We start from the raw sequence: 19,726 nt of genomic DNA on the forward strand, positions 1-19,726 counted from the left end.
TAAAATATTATACTTTAATAATTTTAAAGTACTGTGTTTTGTTTGAATCTTTTAATACAATCTTAAGATAATAAACACCTAATGATAAATTCTTTAGAAAAGTATTTTTAATAATAAACTTTTCATTTGGATACAAAATAGTAGCCGGTAGTTTTTGAAGAACAGAACCTTTTACATCCATTATTTCTAAAGTATGGAGGTTTTGCATCACTGACGATACAAGAAAAGGGCTACTTTCATTAGTAAAAATATTATTTAAGACTTTCAGTCCTTCTAAACTAATTTCATTGCTTGAGTTTACTTCAAAAATAACTTTAGCAATCAAAGCATCAGAAGCTCCATTGCTATGAATCATTAAATTATCTAAGAATAAAGTATCTGCTACAGCTCCTGCAACAAACACCTCGCCCAACTGTTGTACAGCAATTGAGTTAAATAAATTGTTTCCATTGCCTGACGCAAGTTTATAATTCACCAAGTTCCCAGAAGCGTCTAATAGGCAGATAATTCCATTTTGATTATTTCCTGTGCTAACAATGACATTGTCAAATACTGCTATACCATTACACCAGCCTGCTATAAAGACATTATTGTTATTCACAACATTTAAATCAGTAAGACGATCACTGCCTTGTCCACCCAATTGTTTTGTCCATAAAAAAGAACCAGAACTATCAAGCATAGAAACAAAACCATCACTTAATCCGAAGCTGGAAAATATTTGAGATCCTATTGTAATCACATCTTCAAATTGCCCCACTAAATAAACTTTGTCATTAAAAGTCCTGATTTTTAAGCCTAAGTCATAAACCCCGGCACCATAGGTTCTTGAAACCCAAATTAAGTTACCAGTGTTACTATATTTTGCAACAAAAATATCATCACCCCCACTACTGTTTACCACCATGCTCCCAAACTGCGATGCATTATTAAAATATCCTGTTATATAGACGTTTCCGTTTATGTCAATTGAAACACCTCCACCTGTATCATAACTATTTCCACCTGCACTTCTTGACCAGATGATATTGCCTTGAATATCGGTTTTTGCAATGAAAATATCGTGACTTCCAACAGATTGAACATTGTTTGGAATTGCAAACAACTCATTATAAAAATAGCCTGTGATGTAACAATTTTGAGCAAAATCAATATCTATACCATAGCCTACTGAACTTCCTGAAGATAAATAGTCTTTTGCAAAAATGATATTGCCAATGGAATTGAATTTTAGCAAAAAAACATTATTACTATAACCATTACTTAAAGTTAATGAACCAATGTGGGCAGTATATGAATATGCTCCTGTAACATAACAATTACCATACAAGTCAGTCTTCAGACAAACACCATAACCATCATTCTGAGAACCACCAAAGCACCTTGTCCATAAAAGATTTCCGGAATTGTCAAACTTGGCTATAAATATATCTTCATTACCATGACTATACAACTTGTTATTACCATTAAATATTGAATCTTTAAAAACACCTGCAACGAAAGCATTCCCATTCAAATCTGTTGAAATTGATTTGGCTTCTTCAGTTAATGTATTACCTCCGGAAAATGCCCATATCCAATTTTGGCCAAATGAAAAACTTGTAATTAAGGAAAAATATATAAAAGCAATAATCTTAATTTTCTTAATCATCTTACCTCAAATTTATAGCTAAAGTTAGATTTATTTTCCTCTATTAAGCAAACGTACACCCCCTTTGCCAGTGCAAGTGGCCATTGCATGTTTTCTTTAGTGCAGACCTGATGCAACACTATCTGCCCTGTCATTGAGGTGACGGTTAAAGTTGTGGGTTTGTTTTTTAATCCTGAAACATGCAGCACTTGGGCCGACTGATTAAAATAAACTTGGGGCTTTGACGGTGTGGCCTCTGCAATAGATGTTACCTCTGACAACTCCCAGAGGTCGTTTAATGTACTTCCTGTAGCAGAAATTCCACAAGACAGATACCCTTTACCATTAATAGAAAAACTACATGCATGTCTTCTTATAGTTCCTGTAAACACAGGTAAATTGATCCACTGATTAATTGGAGGATAATATGCATAACAATCCGTAAAATAATAATTGCCGTTGCCTCCTGTAGCAATAATACCATAGCTATTAACATTAAAGCCAACAGCACCATATCGTGCATTATTAGGTAGCCATTGCAGTTGTGACCAACTATCAGTAGCCTGATTATATCTCCATAATTCTGTGGTTGGGTTATTATTCAAATATCCTGTTGCTATATATGCAGTGTCATTTATGACAAATGATGCAGCACTTTGCCTTTCTGCTCCTGAAAAATCTGCCTTTTGTTGCCACGCATCATTGGCAGCATTATATTGAAATACTTTTTTTGAAAGAGGATAGCCGGTTGCTATATACCCTAAGTTATTTACAGAAAAAGAAACTGCGGTATAAACAGGAGGACCAATATAAACTGCTTTGGATATCCAAATATTAACACCCGGGTCATATTCATAAAAATCTGACAAACTCTGATTAGAAGAGTTCCACCCTATTCCTGCATATGCTTTACCATTTATAACAAATGAACTTGCACCATATCGTCCATTGCCAGGCATTGACGCAACCTGAGTCCATGAGTTATTCTGTTGATCATACCGCCACATATCATTATAGCAACTTCCATTATCTAAGCCTGTAGTTAAATAACCATACTGTCCTATTGCAAAACCTATTCCTGAATGCCTACCAAAACCCGGCAAGTTGGCCTTTTGCGTCCATGCAAACTGCTGTGCAAAAGAAAAAGAAATACAAACTAGGGAAAGAATAATTAGGGTAGTAAATTTCTTCATATCTATTAAGTTTTGTTTCAGATTCAAATATACCTTATTTGATCATGACTTGGTTTAATATTAAAAAATATTATTGGTTATTCCAATGTGTAGCTGTCAAAATTTATGCCACCTCAAAAGTTTTTACTGAAATCTACTACCATTTTTACGTTGATGACAATTATTAATTCAATGTCATTAAAAAAATTGAGTACAATTAATCTCCACCATCATAAAAGAAAATATTAAACTTAGTTGAAGTTATATAACTCACCAAGATACTCAGTAAAACACTTACTTTTCTTAATTAATAAGGTTTAAAATACGTAACTTAATATTATTTAACAACACAGATATCTTTGATTTCAACTCCATCTCATTGAATTCTCTTTGCACTTTAAAAACAAACCATTCGTAATCAGGTTGAACAAAATATAATGAATATGTTTCTTTTGAAATCAGATAGAAACCGTGTTTATAAAGCTGACCTATTAAACCATCCGATTCAATATCCTGATCAATTATCTGTAATGCTTCGGGTTTGTTCTTATGAAACCAACGCAAACTTCTGGCAGTAGGAAGATTAATAGCAACTATTGAATTATCATGACAGAAATTTTTAATTGTATTAAAAATATTCTCATGAGCTTCAACAGGAATATGCTCGAGTACATCTGGAAAAAGGATAAAGTCATACTTTTTATCTATTGAAAAATCTGTCATGTCTGAAACAAGAAATTCTAGATTCTTTAGTCCTTTGTACTTGTTTTTTGCAAATTCAATTGTCGCTGGACTAATATCAACAGCATCAACTTTTCCGTCAATGTTAGTCTTCGCCAAATAAGAGGAAAGAGTACCAATACCACATCCGATTTCAAGTAATGTAGATTTAGAATTAAATCCAGCCTGTTTAAGTTTTAAAAGAATCATTCTATGTCGGCTTAGAACACCTGTTTTTGACTCTTGTTCCAGATCATTCCAAATCTTATCATAGTAATCAGCTACTTCCTGATATGTTTTCTCCATTACTCTATATTATTTCACAAAAATAAAATAAAATCAACTCTTCAATATATGACAACTACCTTTTAATAATAAATACCACTATATTATAATCCATTTGAATTCGATTTTAGTAAATAATCAAATAGTTCGTACAACTGCTCCTTCCTCTTCTGCATCGTATATTCCTTTCTGATATGTTCCACAGCCTTTTGCGCCATTGATGTTGTATTCATCTGCAAAGCTTTTTCTATGGCAGCTTTCAGCATTTCTTTATTTCTTTGTTTTACTACAAAGCCACACCCTGCTGCAATGTCAGGCAGGGCATTAACATCCGACACTATGGGTATGCAACCACAAAGCATGGCCTCGCAAACGGCATTGGGGAAACCCTCGCTGAGCGACAGTTGTAAATAATACTGATGCCCGGAATACAAGTGCTGCAGTTGCCCGGTGTCTTGTGGTGGCAAACAAGTGATGTTCGGAGGTAAATTACTCAACCCCCGTCTGCCCTCAACACCCACCAGCGTGAATGTGCAGGCAGGGAGAAGTTGCGCCACCTCAACAATCATATCCACACCTTTGAGCGTATTGATATTAGATGTACCTATACCCACAGCTACGGTGATAAAAGATTGAGGCTTGCGCGTTACAGGCAAAGGGTAGTAAACAGTCTCGTCAAAACCATTGGGTATTACAGTGTATGGTGTTTGTAGGTCTTTTACAAAACAGGCAACACCTTGCTCGGGTGCTCCACTGAAGTCGTAGTGATAGGGTGCCTTAATTAAAGAGCCGTGCTTGGGCGCCAGGTGTGTGGCACAGCGCACACTGACTGCCGTAAACCATGCCAGCACAGGCTTGCAGAAATTACCGTATTGCAACGATGGAAAACGGGCACAGTCTGTGCCTGCAAGAAAAATAACAGAAGGCTTTCTGAAAAGCCTGGCTAAAAGAACCGGCAAAAAACTGTGATAAGCCGCTATCTGACAAACAACTATTCTGGCAGCCGGCAGATGGTATAGCAAAAACAAAAACTGTTTTACAAAAACAATAGGCAGCAATATTTTTTTGGATGGGTTGAAAGAAAAAGTAATTACGTTATACTGCTCCTGCATGATGCCAATATCACGCCTGACAAATGATGATGTGTTGGGAAAAACAAAAATCAGTTTTGATTTTTTCACTGAGAATTTTTATCTGCGAAAGTAGCTAATATGCTTTTCATACCCAGGAGTTGAAAAGTGTAAATTGAAGGCAGTAGCAAATGTAATTATCAACTAACAACAAACTTGCCCGACTTAAAATCTCCAAGGTTGTAAAAATATAAACCTGCATCCAATGACAATAATAGTGTAGATACTTTTTGACCGGCCTTAATATTATAATCGGCAATTATCTTACCATTGACATCATAAATGTAAAGATAAGTCTCTCTATCAAGATTTGTATTTACTACCAGTTCAGATGTTGAAATATGATAGTATACAGAAGCTACAAACCCCTTAGAAGGTTTTATTGAGGTAACATCAGAAAGCTCCCAAAGATCGTTTGAAAAAGTACCATTCAGATAATTCCCTCCATATACGTAACCTGCATTTCCAATGCTGAACTCTCCGGTACTTTTACGTGCTATTCCAGAAATTGAAGGAATAGATGTCCATACATCGTTCAGAGGATTATATTCGTAAAAATCATTAAAATTAACCTGATATGTGCCTCCCATACCATAAAATCCAAGATTGTTAAAAGCAAATGCGCTTGCGCCAAACCTTCCATTAGAAAACAGAGGTGCTTTATTAGTCCATACATCTGTTACAGGGTCATATTCGTAAAGGTCGTTTAAATCAGTACTTGGGTCAACATGACCGCCAACTACATAACCTTTACCATTAACTGCAAAACCGCTGGCATTTTGCCGGGGTACTCCTGGAAAATTCGAAATTTGTGTCCATGTATCAGTAATGCCATCATACTTATAAAAATCATTTGTATAGGGCTGATAGCCCAAACCGACATAAGCAATATCATTTATTACAAATGCTGATGCAGTATAACGAGCAGAACCCGGAAAACTTGCTTTTAACATCCAGCTGTTAGATACCGGTGAAAACTCCCATAATTCATTTAGCTGTTGACCCGGAGCATTCCAACCACAAACAACATACCCTTTACTATTAATTGAAAAACCACTACATCCATATCGTGCCATGGATGGCAATGATGCCATCTGTGTCCAAACATTAGAGGTTGAATTCCACTGCCAGCAATCATTGAATTTGACATTGGAGCCAATTCCACATGCTATATAACCATTTACTCCTATAGAAAATGAAGCAAGTTCTATTCGTGCCACCCCGGGAAACGTTGCTTTTTGTGTCCAAACATAAGTTGCAAAACTCTGTATGGATAACATTGTAAAAAAACAAATGCTTTTAATTTTCATAACATTAATGATAAAGGTTAATTTTGTACAGCAATATTACTATAAATGACCGGAAATACAAAGCTATTTGATGTTGATGAGGAAATATTAACAAAAAAATTTCTTCAGTTAAAAAATGAAGCAGGATCACATTCGCCAAGCATCTTTACATTCAAACAAAAATTACCTGAATTAAATATCAAAATTGATGCCTGTTTTTTATCCAATCCATATGCTACAGATTTGTTTCTGAATTATTTCACTCAGGAGATTATTGAAACAGGACGAATAAGAGAACTACTTGAATTTTATCCATCACAAAATCAGGTTATTGCTGAAATCATTGCTAATTTTTTACATATCAATTCCAACTCCGTATTCATAGGCAATGGTGCTATTGAAATTATTCAGGCAGTTATACACAACTTTGTAAGAAAGAAGATAGTGATAAATATCCCTACATTCTCCTCTTATTACGAATTTGTTAAAGACGATATTGAGGTAATCTACAACAAACTTGAAAAAGAAGATAAGTATCATTTAAACATCAACAAGTATGTTGAATTTATTAAAAGCAACAGACCTGATACTATTGTTATCATAAATCCAAATAATCCGGATGGCGGCTATATCGAGCATAATGATATCAGAAAAATATTAGACAATGTAAAAGATGTTGAAAATGTTATTATAGACGAAAGTTTCATTCATTTTGCATATGAAGATGATTCCTTTAATCCAATAAATACAGCAAATTTACTTTCTGAATATTCAAATTTGATCATAATCAAAAGCATGTCTAAAGATTTTGGAATTGCAGGAATTCGTGCAGGATATGCTATTATGTCGCCTGACAAAATTAAAACGTTACTCCAAAACGGGTATTTGTGGAACAGTAATGGACTTAGCGAATATTTTTTCCGATTGTATGCTAGAACAGATTTTGCCAACGACTACAATCAGGCTCGTGTAAAATATATTCAAGAAACAATAGAATTTATTAATGAGCTCTGCGCAATTGAAGGACTTACCGTTTATCCGTCAAGAGCTAATTTCGTTCTTCTGGAATTAAATAATGGGCTAAAGGCCGATGACTTTGTTACAGCACTATTAATCAAATATGGTATCTACGTAAGAACATGTAGTGATAAAATAGGACTTGAAGGAGAGTATATAAGGCTCGCATCACGTACCAGAGAAGAAAACACCTATATCATCCAGTCTTTAAAAGATTTTTTCAAAACAGGCAAATAATTTTGAAAGCAATTTTTGAATTCATATTTAAAGTATGGTTTAATTTTTTGGGGTTCATCAATGCCTTATTTGCCAAAAACAAGTACTTATATTTTATTGATATTGACAATACACTGGCCGATACCTACCCCTCACTAAGTAAAGCACATCGTTCTGAAAAAGACCGACTACTAAACCTTAAACCACATACAAAAATTATTAATATTCTAATTAATTCATACGCTCCTTCAAACAGAAAACTTGTGTTTATCACTGCACGGAGCTACAAACAATACTTCACAACAATAAAATGGCTCAACAACAACGGTCTAAAGGCTGATATTTTTAATACTATAATGGTAAAACACCCTAAAGATAAAATCAATCTAATTCAAAAATACTATTTAGAATATAAAACAATTGTTATTGATGATTTATCATATAACCATGAGCATGGTTGCATCAGATTTTATGAAAATGAAATAAGTCAACTTAAAAAATTAAAACTAAAACATATCGGTTATTCCACGATATTGAAATTGCAAATGCAAGAGTCATGAATTTCATCAAAAGAAACATTAAGCGATTATTCCGACTGTGGTATTGTTTAAGCAAAATCAACTGGCTTGCTTTTTACAAAAACTATTCTCGAAAAGAAGGTGTTATTATTGTAATACCCGGCATTGTCAAAAATTACTTTATTAATTCGCTTGAGTTGGATTTATTGAACATTGCTGTACTACTAAAGCTCAATCAAAAAATAAAACTACATATCAACAATAATTTTGGCAGCTACACAAACCGAAGGATATGCTATAACCCTTCCGATTTGTTTAATACCTCAAATACAATGAGCAATGCAGAGCAACTTTCGCATTTAGCACATGAAGCTGAAAATAAACAAAACAAAATTTTTCTTTCTTCTTATGAAATTCTGTTTTGGGAAAACAAAGAGTTCATGCACCAAAAATTTGAAGAATTAAATATACGCACTCCAAGAACTGCAATTGCAAATACAACATCAGTTAACATAAACAATAATTACCGGTTTCCACTTTTGGTGAAGGAGCTACACTCTCATGCATCCTTGGGTGTCCACAAGTGCAATTCTGAAAACGAACTTAACTTGTTGATATCAGACCCGCTTTTTATTAAGAACAATGACAAAATAATTATACAGGAATTATTGAACATCAGAAAAGATTTAAGGGTAATACTTTGTGGTGATGAGATATTGCTCCACTACTGGAGAATAAACAAAGGTACTGAGTGGAAACCAACAAGCACAAGCCATGGAAGTGATGTTGACTTTATTTCTTTTCCAGAGAAATGGAGAAATTATATTATTGAAAATTTTAAAAAACTACAAATTACAACAGGAGCATTTGATGTTGCCTGGGAGAATGATGATTTGGACACAGAACCGTACTTTTTAGAAGTGAGTCCCTTCTATCAACCAAATCCTCCTGCTGATTTGACAAATAAACTTTTTTCTTATGGACAATATAAAAAAATGTTACTTTTTTCAAACTCATGGGATAAACTTTATGTTGAAAATGTATATTCACTCCGATTAAAAGTGTTCAACAAATGGATGAAATAACTGAAAACACAGAATATCGCTTTGAGCGGTTACAGCCTAAGCATTACAAAGACTTGGTTTATATCTCAAAAAGTGCTTTTAATATTGACCCGGGCATTGCGTATTTTATTAATAAAAACAAAACCGATGCTTTTGGAGCTACCAACCTCGGATATATAGCTTATCATAAAGAAAGCAATCAACCTGCTGCTTTTTACGGTGTTTATGCACATCCGTATGTATATCAAGGGCGTCAATACTACGTAGTGCAATCAGGTGACACAATGACGCATAGCAGTCATTTTGGTAAATCTCTCTTCTCTCAATTAGCGAAACTGACATATAGATTAGCAGCTGGTAATGGAGCTAAAATGGTTTATGGGTTTCCAAATAAGAAATCATACCCTGTATTGCTAAACAAGTTAAATTTTCAGTTCAAAGGCAACTTAAATGTTTATAAAATCAGAATTTACACTTTTCCGTTATTGAAAATTTCTAAAAAGGTTAAATTTTTAAAACCTATATATAATCTATATTTATACATTATTAACAAGTTATTGATTAAACACTCTGATATTTTCGAAAACACAATCATATCTACAAATTATGGTGGAATACCTCACAATAGTAAATTCTTTAATTATAAAAAATTTAATGGCAGTTATATTCTACACCAAGGCAATTTAAAATGTTGGATTAAACCTGATGGATTCTTATATATTGGAGATATAGAAAAATCAAGCCTTATCACAACTACAGAGATAATAAAAAAAATAAAAGTTTATGCTTTTTTAATCGGTGCAGACATTGTAACATTTCGCTTCTCTCCCGCTACATATTGGGATAATCAGTTTTCAAAGTATTTGAAACCTGAAAAAGGTGCAGAATTTGGCTATTTATTATTTGACGAAGACTTTCCAATTGAAGCATTTCAAGTTTGTGAAGCCGATTTAGATACCTTTTAAAACCCTTTTTTTCTAAAAGAATTATAAATCTGTACAATATTTGACTCGACAGTAGTGGTATTGCTGACACAATATCGGGGCAAAATGCTTATATCGCTTTGGTCAGATGGTAATTTATAATCAACAGCAAGAAGATTTTTAAAACCTGCATCGAGACAAAGTTTCTTTACTGATTCATTATAGGCTCCGTCAGGAAAGGCTACGGATTTTACTTTATAATTTAATGTTTGCTCTATTAGTTTTTTTGAATATTCAATTTCAATTTTCGCTTCTTCAATACTTATCTGGTCAAGGTTTGGATGATTGTGTGTATGCGACCCAATCTCAACCAATCCTGATTCTATCATCTCAAGCATTTGATTCTTATTAAGTACGTTTCTATACTCCTTATTCCCCTGACATAATGTTTGAATAATTTGGGGGTCATGCCTCTGCAGAATCAATTCCTTTTCTTTTGTATCCAACTTCTTCATTCCATCTTTTAACTGATTCCAGTTAACTGAATTGGCTATTATTTCTCTTCTACTCTCAGACAGCAAATGAGCTTTGTTTTTAAAAAAATCAATACTTACTTTTTGCTTTACCAAATCAATCAGGTCATACCATAATACATAATCAAGAGACTCCAGTATTTTTGTTACCACAAAAATCGTAGCAGGTGCTTGGTATTTTTGGAGTATGGGAAATGCATTGGTGTAGTTATTCTCATAACCATCATCAAATGTTATAGCCATCAATCTTTCTTTAACATCACCCTCATGCCAAGAATTAAAAATATCGCTTAACGAAACTATTTTAAAATTTTCGGAATAGTATTTTATCTGTCTCTCAAAATCTATACAGGAAATATGATTTACAGACAATTCAAAATCAGTTTGTTTAACAACACCATGAAACATCACAATGATTCTGTTGCCTGATGCATTGGAGGCAATAACTTTTACTAATCCTGTTTGGGTTAAAAATGGAAAAACATAGTTTCTTGCAATTGTTTTAATCAATCTCACCACTCTATTAATTTAACCTGACTATTCTTTTTGTCATTACAATGTCATTACTTATAAGGCGCACAAGATACACGCCATTCCTCAAAGCACTACTACACTCGTTTTCGTAAACATCCAATTTTTGATATTTATTGGGGACACCATCAACAACTTTTCTAAAAATTACTTTTCCGGAAATATCCAAAATTTCAAATTGCACTTTTTTAGACAACGCTAAAAACTCAACACTGATTTTATCAGTAAAAACCGTAGGCGTGACTTTAAAGTAGGCTTGTGACTCCTGTAGGTTATTGATGCCTGTCGGTATGATAAAACAATAGGTAATGCTTGGCCACTTTGTAGAATCAGGATGATCGCTCGAGGCAAAATCACGTCCATTATAGGGGATTTCATTTACCAAGCGCATCATAAAGCCAAAAGAATTTTGTGGGTCGTTTCTCATATCGTTTACCAAAGCCGTTACATCAAGATTAAGGTAGCTTTGCCCGGATGATGTTGACTGTGGAACTAACACTTCATTCTGTGTTGTAGTTGTTGGTTGTGTATTCCACGTCACCGTACTTTCGCTCCATGGGCTTGTCACTCTCCGAATTAGAAAAGCATTGTTACTGCCATAATTGGCCGTAGGTATTACAATCGGACTGGGGTTGGCATGGAGACCTAAGGTGGCACTTATTAAAGTTGCATTTGCAGGTATTACAGACATATTAAACTGTATAAGTGCCCTGTCATTACATGGTGAGCCTTGACATGTCCAGCCACAGAATACAAATTCCTGATGAGGGTCAACATTTGTATTTGGCAAGCCACTTAGAACGTGAATATCTTTTCCTCCATCACTATTTGGTTTCAATGTCAAACATAACACTGAATCTTGTAGGGAATCAGGTGAAAACTCATAAAAATCATCATAAGTATTTGTTCCACCTAAATCTGTCCCAGTACCCAAATAGCCAATATTATTAATTGCAAAGCCAAAAGCACACCATCTGCCACTCCCAATAAACGTAGGCTCCGGAGTCCATGTATTGGCTGTTTCATCATAACTATAGATAAAGTCATAGACAGACGTATCTATATGTCCTGTACCCAAATATATTTTATTATTGATGTAAAAAGAAGATGGATTTGAAAGTATAAAAGGATAATCCTGTTTTTGAATCCACATATTTGTAGCAGGATTATACTGATACCAGTCCTTATAAAAAAGACCTGTATTTTCATCTAAACCAAAACCAACATAACCATAGTTTGAAGTAGCTACACCATGAACACCATAACGACCGGCACCCGGAAACTGAGCCTTTTGTGTCCATGAATCATTCACAGGATCATACTCATAAAAATCATTATAGTAAGGTCCTGTTGCAACACCGGCATTACCCACTCCGTAGTATCCTTTTCCTGCTATTGCAAAAGAAGCAGCACCAAAAATTGGAATACCGGGATAAGATGCTTTTTGCAGCCATGTATTATTGGAAGGATTGTATTGATACATACTATTGGTAATGTTAGAGCCGGGAGAAACAATTCCGCCAACAACATAACCATATCCTGCTATTGAAAAAGAACCTGCAGTGCGTGTTGCTATGGGGCAATTACTCATTTGTGTCCAAACATTGTTTATTGGATTGTATTGCCAAAAATCAGTCAGACTGCTATTGTGATATCCTCCGCCAACAAAGCCTAAATTGCCAATGACAAATTTATAGGCTCCCCACCGGCTTAACCCGGGTAAAGTAGCTTTTTGTTTCCATGAAAAAGTTTGTGCATTCACTTCAACAACAGATGATATTGTTACAATCAGTACTAAAATTTTACTTATTTTCATCATAATGCGGTTTTTAGATTTATTGTTATTAATTTAATAAAATTTTAAATCTGAAATAAGCTTTTTGATTTTCCAGTGAGACAAAATATATGCTGCCTTGGAGATGACAGTTTACTAAATAGGAAGAATTCAACTGTTCAATTTTTTCATCATATACTTCCTGACCCAAAGCGTTGTAAATTTTTAATGTCAGCTTGCTTAAAGTTGTGTGGCTATTGTTTTTTAAAACTAAACTTGTTGGCTCGGTAAGCGAGTACAGACTCACCGAATTTTGATAAGCAAACTCGCTGACAGCTGTCTCCTCACAATAATTTGAAACACTTCTGCAAATTCCAACATTACATACAGCCCCAGGCAAATAAAAACCATTATCAACCAACAATGCTGCATTGCCCTGTGCATTTGGGTTATTGATAACGCCTAGAAAATTATCATCAAACGATGCAATATAAATTTTATCATCCGGTGCCAATTGCATATAGCCGGCATAATATCCTTGTGTACCGGGTCCGGAAACTGTTCCAATATTAACCTTGCTGTTCAATATTGATGTAGAATTAACAAGTGACACATTTAGCTGATGAATATCTGTAGTGTACCAAGTTGTATAATATAGCATCTGACTGTTAGATGAAAATGCAATACCCCATGGATGCACAAACCCGGTTAAAGTGATGGCATTGGAAAGAATACCTGTGTTTATATCAAAATCAAAAAGCTCAATCAGTCCGTCATCATAAATGGCACATGCCAACCGCTGTTTGTCAGGCGACAAAGTCATTTGTCCCATGGCATTGTTAAAAGCATTGGCATGAACACTGCCCACCTGACTGACAACCGGCATAGCTATTAAGCCGCTTGCATCTAATTTATATACATAAAACTCATTGGAGCCCCAAGGATGGGTAATGATCCAAAAATAATTGCCGTTGCAATTATAAACAGCTTCCAATTTTTCTGTTGAAGGAGTAAACAATAAATTATTGCTGGAAATTATTGCTCCGCTGCCGCTATTCAAACTCATGTCAACAATACTATACCTGCAGCCCTTATTGTTGTGATACTGATCTACCGTAAAAACATAGTATAAATTGCTTCCGGGGCGTGGCACTATTAATGCACATTGCCCACCATTGCTACTACCCATCAAAGGTACTCCGCCAGGCATAATACTTCCATTGGCACTGTAAACGTTTACGCCATCTGTATAAAACAACAAATTACCTGCAGAATCCGAGATAGATGATGTGTTATCTAAACTATTATTTATTGTTCCATTAAGGAACGATGGTGGATTGGTTCTAAAATCTATTCCTGCATGATTTCCAAAACACCATATAAAATTTTCTTTCTGCCCTTGCGCCTCCAACACCAAACACATCAACGCCAAGAGGTTGAAATAAAGTAAAAATTTTTTCATGATTTAATTTAATTATTGGCTACTCTTGCTAACAAAATTACACCAAATAATTTAAGAAACAAGAGTTAATTATAAAATGGGCGTCATTCAACGGCAGGGATTAAAGAACACCATTACCACCTACTTGGGTATTGCCATTGGGTTTGTGAGTCTCATAGTCATTCAACCTCAGTTTCTTACAAAAGAAGAACTAGGGCTTACACGCATTCTCTATTCCTTTTCTATGCTCATGGCCATGTTCGTGCCATTGGGTATAGGCAATGCCACTACCAAATATTTCCCGCTTTTTAAAGATAGTGATAGGAATCATCATGGTTATTTTACTTTTATGCTTTTGTTTCCGGCATTGGGCTTTGTGGTGACGGCAATTGTATTGTGGCTGCTTAAAGATTTTATAGTTGGGCAATATATTAAAGAATCGCCACTCTTTACCGAATATTTTTATTATGTATTTCCGCTCACATTCATTCTCGCAGTCATATCGTGCCTTAATGTTTACTGCTATGCCAATTACAAGTCCACCATACCTGCTTTTTTAAATGATGTGGTTGCACGTTTGCTGGTGATTGCTGTCATTACCACCTACTTTTTGAAATGGATTACACTGCAACAGTTTATTGCCTGCTATGTGCTTTTATATGGTTTGCAATTGCTGTTGCTATTAGCTTACATTTTTCAGTTCGACAAGCCAAAGTTTAAAATTGATATGCCTTATTTTCGTGAAAAAAATTTTCTTCAGTTGGTCAACTACGGGCTGCTGTTGTGGTTTGCAGGAGTAGCTTCAATAGGCTTAAAATATTTAGACAGCATCATGCTTGGCAAATATTTGCCCCTGAGTTTTGTAGGTATTTACACCATTGCAGCTTTTATTCCTACAGTGATTGAAGCACCACTTACGGCATTGGAAAAAATTGCGGCCTCGCGCATTGCATTTGCCTGGGCTGAAGATAACAGAAAAGATATTCTTGAAATTTACCGCAAATCATCATTGTATATGCTAGCATTAGGCGGACTGCTTTTTACGGGCATCAACATAAACATTGTGAATTTGCTGAGTTTTTTACCTGAAGGCTATCAGCAGGGTGCTTCTGTAGTACTTATTATCAGCTTCGGAACTTTAATCAATATGATTACCGGTGCTAATGCTCCTATTCTTTTCAATTCAGATAAATATCGTTGGGGTGCATTATTTCTTATTGCTTTAGCCCTTGTGTCTGTTGCTTTGCAAATAGTTTTTATCCCCTGGTTGGGGCTTAACGGTGCTGCCATTGCCACAGTTACTTGTTATGTTTTGTACAATGTGTTTATGTCGGCAGTGGTTTGGAAGTTTTATCACCTGCATCCATTTGATAAGAAAATGCTGGTGATTGTGGCTGCAATGCTCCTGTGTTTTGGTATCAGCTACCTATTGCCTTCAATGGAGAATAAAATTATTGATATGATTTATCGTTCTGTAATAGTTACGGTAATTTATTTAATGATGATATACCGCTTTAAGGTGCTTGAAGAATTTCATCACCTGTTGCCGTGGCAAAGAAAAATCTAATCAGACGTTGAAGCGGAAGTGCATTACATCGCCATCATTCACTACATACTCTTTACCTTCAACAGAAAGTTTTCCGCTTTCTTTACAAGCCTGTTCAGAGCCAAGCGTAATGAAATCGTTATAGCGGATAACTTCGGCACGAATAAACCCTTTTTCAAAATCGGTGTGTATGACGCCTGCGGCCTGTGGAGCCGTCATACCTTTGGTGATGGTCCATGCACGAACTTCTTTTTCGCCTGCCGTAAAGTAGGTTTGCAGTTGCAGCAAACGATATGCTGCCTTAATGAGTTTTGCTACACCTGATTCGGTAAGTCCCAAATCAGTCAAAAACATCTGACGCTCTTCAAAGGTTTCTAATTGGGTTATCTCTGCTTCAATAGCGGCTGCTATAACAAGCACTTCTGCATTTTCATCTTTCACTTTTTCGCGAACGGCATCAACATGTTTGTTTCCGGTAAGTACAGACTTTTCGTCCACATTGCAAACGTAGAGTACAGGTTTTGCTGTAAGTAAAAATATATCGGCCACATATTGAAAATCTTCAGGCTGCACGGGCGCACTGCGTGCCGCATTGCCGCTTTCCAAATGTCTTTTAAAAACCTGCAATACATCATAGGCTTTTTTTGCATCTTTATCATTGCCCACACGGGCAATTTTTTCTATACGCTGAATTTTTTTGTCAATAGCTTCAAGGTCTTTTATCTGCAATTCAAAGTCAATAGTTTCTTTATCGCGTACCGGATTCACAGAACCATCAACATGTACTACGTTGGGGTCGTCAAAGCAGCGCAACACGTGAATGATGGCGTCTGTCTCACGAATGTTTCCAAGAAACTGATTTCCCAAACCTTCACCTTTGCTGGCTCCTTTCACCAAACCTGCAATGTCAACAATCTCTACAGTAGTAGGTACTACGCGCTGTGGTTTTACCAATGTTTCCAGTTTGTTCAGCCGCTCGTCAGGAACTGTAATCACACCAATGTTTGGTTCAATAGTACAGAAAGGAAAATTGGCAGCCTGAGCTTTGGCATTACTTAAACAGTTAAACAACGTTGACTTTCCTACATTAGGCAAGCCAACAATTCCACATTTCAAACCCATTTTATTTTTTTTGAGGGTGCAAAGATAACACTTTTACCCTCTGAAAAATGATTTCAGCACTGCTAAAAATTGTTTACCGGCAATACTATTTCCCGAAAATATTATTCAGTTTGTCCTTGGCTTCTTTTTTAGCACGTTCTTCGGCTTCTTTTTTAAGTCTATCGGCCTCGGCTTTGGCTTTGGCTTCAGCTTCTTTCTTCAAACGGTCGGCTTCTGACTTCACACGCTCTTCTGCTTCTTTTTTTAGTCGCTCCGCTTCGGCTTTTGCCTTGGCTTCCAGTTCTTCTTTTTTGGCGTCCAGCTGCTCCATAGCCTTTTCTTTCACCCCTTCTGCCAAACCTTTACCTGCATCAGCAAGTGATGTTTTTATTACCGGTTTTTGAACTGTGCCACCCATGTTTACTTTAACGTTTACCGGATCGGGCATGGTGAACGATGCACCTGTTGCCTTATTTACACTGGCAAACATTCCGTTAACAACACCTGATGCCGTACTTCCCATAAGTGCCTTAGGAATACTCAGCTTCACATCGTAGTTGATGCTTTGGTCAAAACCTGAATAACCACTGATAATTGCCTTACTGCCTGCCAAGGTAGTTTCAAAAGGGTCAACATAAATGCTGCCGTTCTTAAACTTAAACGACAGATTTACATTCGACAGGTTCATTTGTTTGTATTGTGGCATCTTTAGTGCATCAGCTAACTTATTGATAGGTTCAAAATTGTTCAGCGATACTGTTTGTGTGGTTAACTTGCCTCCTCCGTTTAATGTAGATAAAACAGGATCCATTTTCTCATCCATTTTACCACTGACATTAAATGCTGAAGAGAATTTTCCATTACACCTTTCGGCAATAGCAGCTACCTTACTTACCGTGCTGAATGTTTTAACCGTATTCTGAATATCAAAATTCTGTAATGCCAGATCAAAATTAAAATATGGCGCATTCCGCTCCTTAGTCTGATATACACCATTGAGTGCAACCGTACCACCGGAAATTTTAAAATTAACATCATTGAATCCAAGTGTGCGGTCGCGCATGGCAACATTTCCTTTCAGTTGCTCAATGACTTTGTTTTCGTAAAGAATTTTTCCTATTGAAGTGGTCAATGTAAAATCAATATTCTCCGGAACTTCGGCAACGCCTGATGCGGTGCTATCGGCAGCAGCAGCATTGCCATCATCTGTCATAAACTGATTGAGGTCAACCAAATAACTGTTTAAAGTAAATTCTCCTTTAAGTAATTCTTTCTTAAAATAATAACCAAGCAAATTATCTATAACTCCTTTAGCTCTGAAATCGCTTTTCCCTACCACTGCATCTAAATTTTCTAACTGAACAGTGCGTGGGTTAAAACTGAGTTTCATTTCATTAATTTTTGTGGTGTGACCATCTTTGGGTTTATAGTTCATTGCTGTAAGAGACATCCATCCTGCAGCCTTAATTTTCTCGAACTGTTTTTGTTCCACAGCATTCATATTTCCGCTAATGCTAAGATCACTCTTGAAAATTCCTGAAAGCGATGGCTCATCCATTGGAATATAATTTTTAATATTAGCTAAATTGACAGTGCCTTTGAGCATAGCATCAAAGGTGGCATTGCTTACCGGGGTTGTTACATACAAACGTGCGTCAATTGGCTCGGCACCCAACTCTGCATGTGCTTTCGACAGGTTGATGATGGTATGATCCGGCTCACCATCCGGATTGCTGACAGCTAATTTCAGATTCACATTATTGATTGCTGCAGGCAATGAAGGGTATTTAAAATTACCATTATCTACTGTAAGATTAATGCCAAACCCGGGCATGGTATGTTCTGAATAAACACCTTTTACAAAACCATTGAAGGCTAGCTTACCGGAAGTCTTTACCTCTTTAAAATTATCTTTATACGCACCCGGAACTAACGACATCAGATATTTAAAATCTGTTTGTGGTGAATTAAATTTCAAATCCATTGAAATATCGTCTGCAGGCATTGCAACAAATCCCGAAAAATTTAGCGGAAATTCGTTTATACTTAATTCATTGTCGGCAAAAGTGTATTTCGATGTTTTAGACTCAATGTTCAAATCTGCTTTGAGGTTAACCTTTGCCTGATACAAATAACTCACGCCTGCATAGGTATAAGTCAGTTTATCAATTGTAGTCAGCGTTTTCAGTAAAAAATTATCCTGAGTAAAGTCACCACTACCGGTATGATTCAGATTATTGAGTACGGTACTCATTGCCAAAGCCTCATCTTTGTATGAAAGATAACCGTTAGATATTTCATACTTCTTCAATGAAAAATGAAATGGCGAAGACTCTTCGGCTTTTGCAGGGGTTTCTTTTTCAGGTTTGGTGATATCCCAGTTTACATTTCCGTCTTTCAGTGCTATAAGATGAATACGTGGTTGTATTAATCCGAAATATTTTATCTGCGTATTTCCTGATGTAATGAGTTTCCAAAACTCAGCTTTAATCTGAACGGATGAAGCTGAAATAAGTGTATCGCCTTTAAAGACATCTTTTCCTACAATAGAAACATCGTTCAATGCTAAATATACAGAGGGAAAACTGCGTATAAAGCTTAAATCCAAATCCTTAAAATCGAAAGTTGCAGTCAGGTTTTCGTTAGCTGCATTTTTAATGGCTGCAATAATTTTATCTTTAAACAAAAAAGGAGCAACAAAAGCTGCTGCAAAAAGTATGACAATAACTATTAAAGAAATGCGAAGAAACTTTTTCATAAATAAGCGATTTTTACCTTTGTGTTAACGGATAATTAATTGAATTATTGAAAGCCGCAAAATTATTCAATAGCAACC

15 protein-coding genes are annotated in these 19,726 nt (G+C 35.7%); 5 read left to right on the forward strand and 10 right to left on the reverse strand.

The features are described from left to right. Positions 1-7 precede the first annotated feature (7 nt). The 5 genes from V9G42_12965 to V9G42_12985 all read right to left on the reverse strand — a co-directional run bounded on the left by V9G42_12965 (position 8) and on the right by V9G42_12985 (position 6,217). Positions 8-1,651 carry an SBBP repeat-containing protein gene (locus V9G42_12965; GenBank protein MEI2760333.1) on the reverse strand — a complete coding sequence of 548 codons (1,644 nt, stop codon included), beginning with the start codon at positions 1,649-1,651 and terminating at the stop codon, positions 8-10. Further along, entirely contained in the window at positions 1,648-2,823 is a 1,176-nt protein-coding gene (locus V9G42_12970) for a kelch repeat-containing protein (GenBank protein MEI2760334.1), read from the reverse strand. Before V9G42_12970 ends, V9G42_12965 begins: the two co-directional genes overlap by 4 nt. A gap of 282 nt (positions 2,824-3,105) precedes the next feature. Next, positions 3,106-3,828, reverse strand: a complete 723-nt coding sequence (locus V9G42_12975; GenBank protein ID MEI2760335.1) for a class I SAM-dependent methyltransferase — start codon at positions 3,826-3,828, stop codon at positions 3,106-3,108. 83 nt (positions 3,829-3,911) lie between these two features. Further along, on the reverse strand, positions 3,912-4,988 hold the full coding sequence (locus V9G42_12980; GenBank protein ID MEI2760336.1) for a glycosyltransferase: 1,077 nt from the start codon (positions 4,986-4,988) through the stop codon (positions 3,912-3,914). A gap of 89 nt (positions 4,989-5,077) precedes the next feature. Then, on the reverse strand, positions 5,078-6,217 hold the full coding sequence (locus tag V9G42_12985; GenBank protein MEI2760337.1) for a kelch repeat-containing protein: 1,140 nt from the start codon (positions 6,215-6,217) through the stop codon (positions 5,078-5,080). A 75-nt stretch (positions 6,218-6,292) separates the two neighbouring features. On the opposite strand from V9G42_12985, the gene V9G42_12990 reads away from it, so the two are divergent. Genes V9G42_12990 through V9G42_13005 form a run of 4 tightly spaced genes read left to right on the forward strand, consistent with a single transcriptional unit; the run spans position 6,293 to position 10,006 of the window. Beyond that, positions 6,293-7,480, forward strand: coding sequence for a histidinol-phosphate transaminase (locus tag V9G42_12990; GenBank protein ID MEI2760338.1), 1,188 nt, complete (start codon positions 6,293-6,295; stop codon positions 7,478-7,480). A gap of 2 nt (positions 7,481-7,482) precedes the next feature. Continuing rightward, entirely contained in the window at positions 7,483-8,019 is a 537-nt protein-coding gene (locus V9G42_12995) for a hypothetical protein (GenBank protein ID MEI2760339.1), read from the forward strand. Then, the gene (locus V9G42_13000) at positions 8,016-9,062 is read left to right on the forward strand and encodes a hypothetical protein (protein ID MEI2760340.1); all 1,047 of its coding nucleotides are present in this window, start codon (positions 8,016-8,018) and stop codon (positions 9,060-9,062) included. The genes V9G42_12995 and V9G42_13000 overlap by 4 nt, the downstream gene beginning before the upstream one ends. Next, positions 9,050-10,006: a hypothetical protein gene (locus tag V9G42_13005; GenBank protein ID MEI2760341.1), complete on the forward strand. Its 957-nt coding sequence runs from the start codon at positions 9,050-9,052 to the stop codon at positions 10,004-10,006. The genes V9G42_13000 and V9G42_13005 overlap by 13 nt, the downstream gene beginning before the upstream one ends. On the opposite strand, the gene V9G42_13010 is transcribed toward V9G42_13005, so the two are convergent. From V9G42_13010 to V9G42_13020, 3 genes are read right to left on the reverse strand one after another with little or no spacing between them, the layout of a single operon-like run. Beyond that, on the reverse strand, positions 10,003-11,013 hold the full coding sequence (locus V9G42_13010) for a polysaccharide deacetylase family protein (protein MEI2760342.1): 1,011 nt from the start codon (positions 11,011-11,013) through the stop codon (positions 10,003-10,005). The genes V9G42_13005 and V9G42_13010 overlap by 4 nt on opposite strands. A gap of 7 nt (positions 11,014-11,020) precedes the next feature. Next, positions 11,021-12,847 carry a DNRLRE domain-containing protein gene (locus tag V9G42_13015; protein ID MEI2760343.1) on the reverse strand — a complete coding sequence of 609 codons (1,827 nt, stop codon included), beginning with the start codon at positions 12,845-12,847 and terminating at the stop codon, positions 11,021-11,023. Positions 12,848-12,872: 25 nt separating this feature from the next. After that, on the reverse strand, positions 12,873-14,264 hold the full coding sequence (locus V9G42_13020) for a T9SS type A sorting domain-containing protein (GenBank protein MEI2760344.1): 1,392 nt from the start codon (positions 14,262-14,264) through the stop codon (positions 12,873-12,875). Between the two features lie 76 nt (positions 14,265-14,340). On the opposite strand from V9G42_13020, the gene V9G42_13025 reads away from it, so the two are divergent. Next, the gene (locus tag V9G42_13025; protein ID MEI2760345.1) at positions 14,341-15,810 is read left to right on the forward strand and encodes a polysaccharide biosynthesis C-terminal domain-containing protein; all 1,470 of its coding nucleotides are present in this window, start codon (positions 14,341-14,343) and stop codon (positions 15,808-15,810) included. Here V9G42_13025 and ychF read toward each other — a convergent pair whose 3' ends face one another. Together ychF and V9G42_13035 are read right to left on the reverse strand one after the other, a co-directional pair. Further along, a complete protein-coding gene (ychF, locus tag V9G42_13030; protein ID MEI2760346.1) occupies positions 15,811-16,911 on the reverse strand; it encodes a redox-regulated ATPase YchF in 1,101 nt (366 codons plus the stop codon). It abuts the gene before it with no gap. 85 nt (positions 16,912-16,996) lie between these two features. Beyond that, positions 16,997-19,648, reverse strand: coding sequence for an AsmA-like C-terminal region-containing protein (locus tag V9G42_13035; protein ID MEI2760347.1), 2,652 nt, complete (start codon positions 19,646-19,648; stop codon positions 16,997-16,999). Positions 19,649-19,726 lie beyond the last annotated feature (78 nt).

The sequence above is a fragment of the Bacteroidia bacterium genome, assembly GCA_037045145.1.
Lineage (GTDB): Bacteria > Bacteroidota > Bacteroidia > AKYH767-A > OLB10 > OLB10.

Bases quoted from the DNA above. Each gene is read 5' to 3' on its own strand.
- V9G42_12965 (MEI2760333.1), bottom strand. From the start codon at position 1,651: ATGATTAAGAAAATTAAGATTATTGCTTTTATATATTTTTCCTTAATT.
- V9G42_12970 (MEI2760334.1), bottom strand. From the start codon at position 2,823: ATGAAGAAATTTACTACCCTAATTATTCTTTCCCTAGTTTGTATTTCT.
- V9G42_12975 (MEI2760335.1), bottom strand. From the start codon at position 3,828: ATGGAGAAAACATATCAGGAAGTAGCTGATTACTATGATAAGATTTGG.
- V9G42_12985 (MEI2760337.1), bottom strand. From the start codon at position 6,217: ATGTTATCCATACAGAGTTTTGCAACTTATGTTTGGACACAAAAAGCA.
- V9G42_12990 (MEI2760338.1), top strand. From the start codon at position 6,293: ATGACCGGAAATACAAAGCTATTTGATGTTGATGAGGAAATATTAACA.
- V9G42_13000 (MEI2760340.1), top strand. From the start codon at position 8,016: ATGAATTTCATCAAAAGAAACATTAAGCGATTATTCCGACTGTGGTAT.
- V9G42_13005 (MEI2760341.1), top strand. From the start codon at position 9,050: ATGGATGAAATAACTGAAAACACAGAATATCGCTTTGAGCGGTTACAG.
- V9G42_13015 (MEI2760343.1), bottom strand. From the start codon at position 12,847: ATGATGAAAATAAGTAAAATTTTAGTACTGATTGTAACAATATCATCT.
- V9G42_13020 (MEI2760344.1), bottom strand. From the start codon at position 14,264: ATGAAAAAATTTTTACTTTATTTCAACCTCTTGGCGTTGATGTGTTTG.
- V9G42_13025 (MEI2760345.1), top strand. From the start codon at position 14,341: ATGGGCGTCATTCAACGGCAGGGATTAAAGAACACCATTACCACCTAC.
- ychF (MEI2760346.1), bottom strand. From the start codon at position 16,911: ATGGGTTTGAAATGTGGAATTGTTGGCTTGCCTAATGTAGGAAAGTCA.
- V9G42_13035 (MEI2760347.1), bottom strand. From the start codon at position 19,648: ATGAAAAAGTTTCTTCGCATTTCTTTAATAGTTATTGTCATACTTTTT.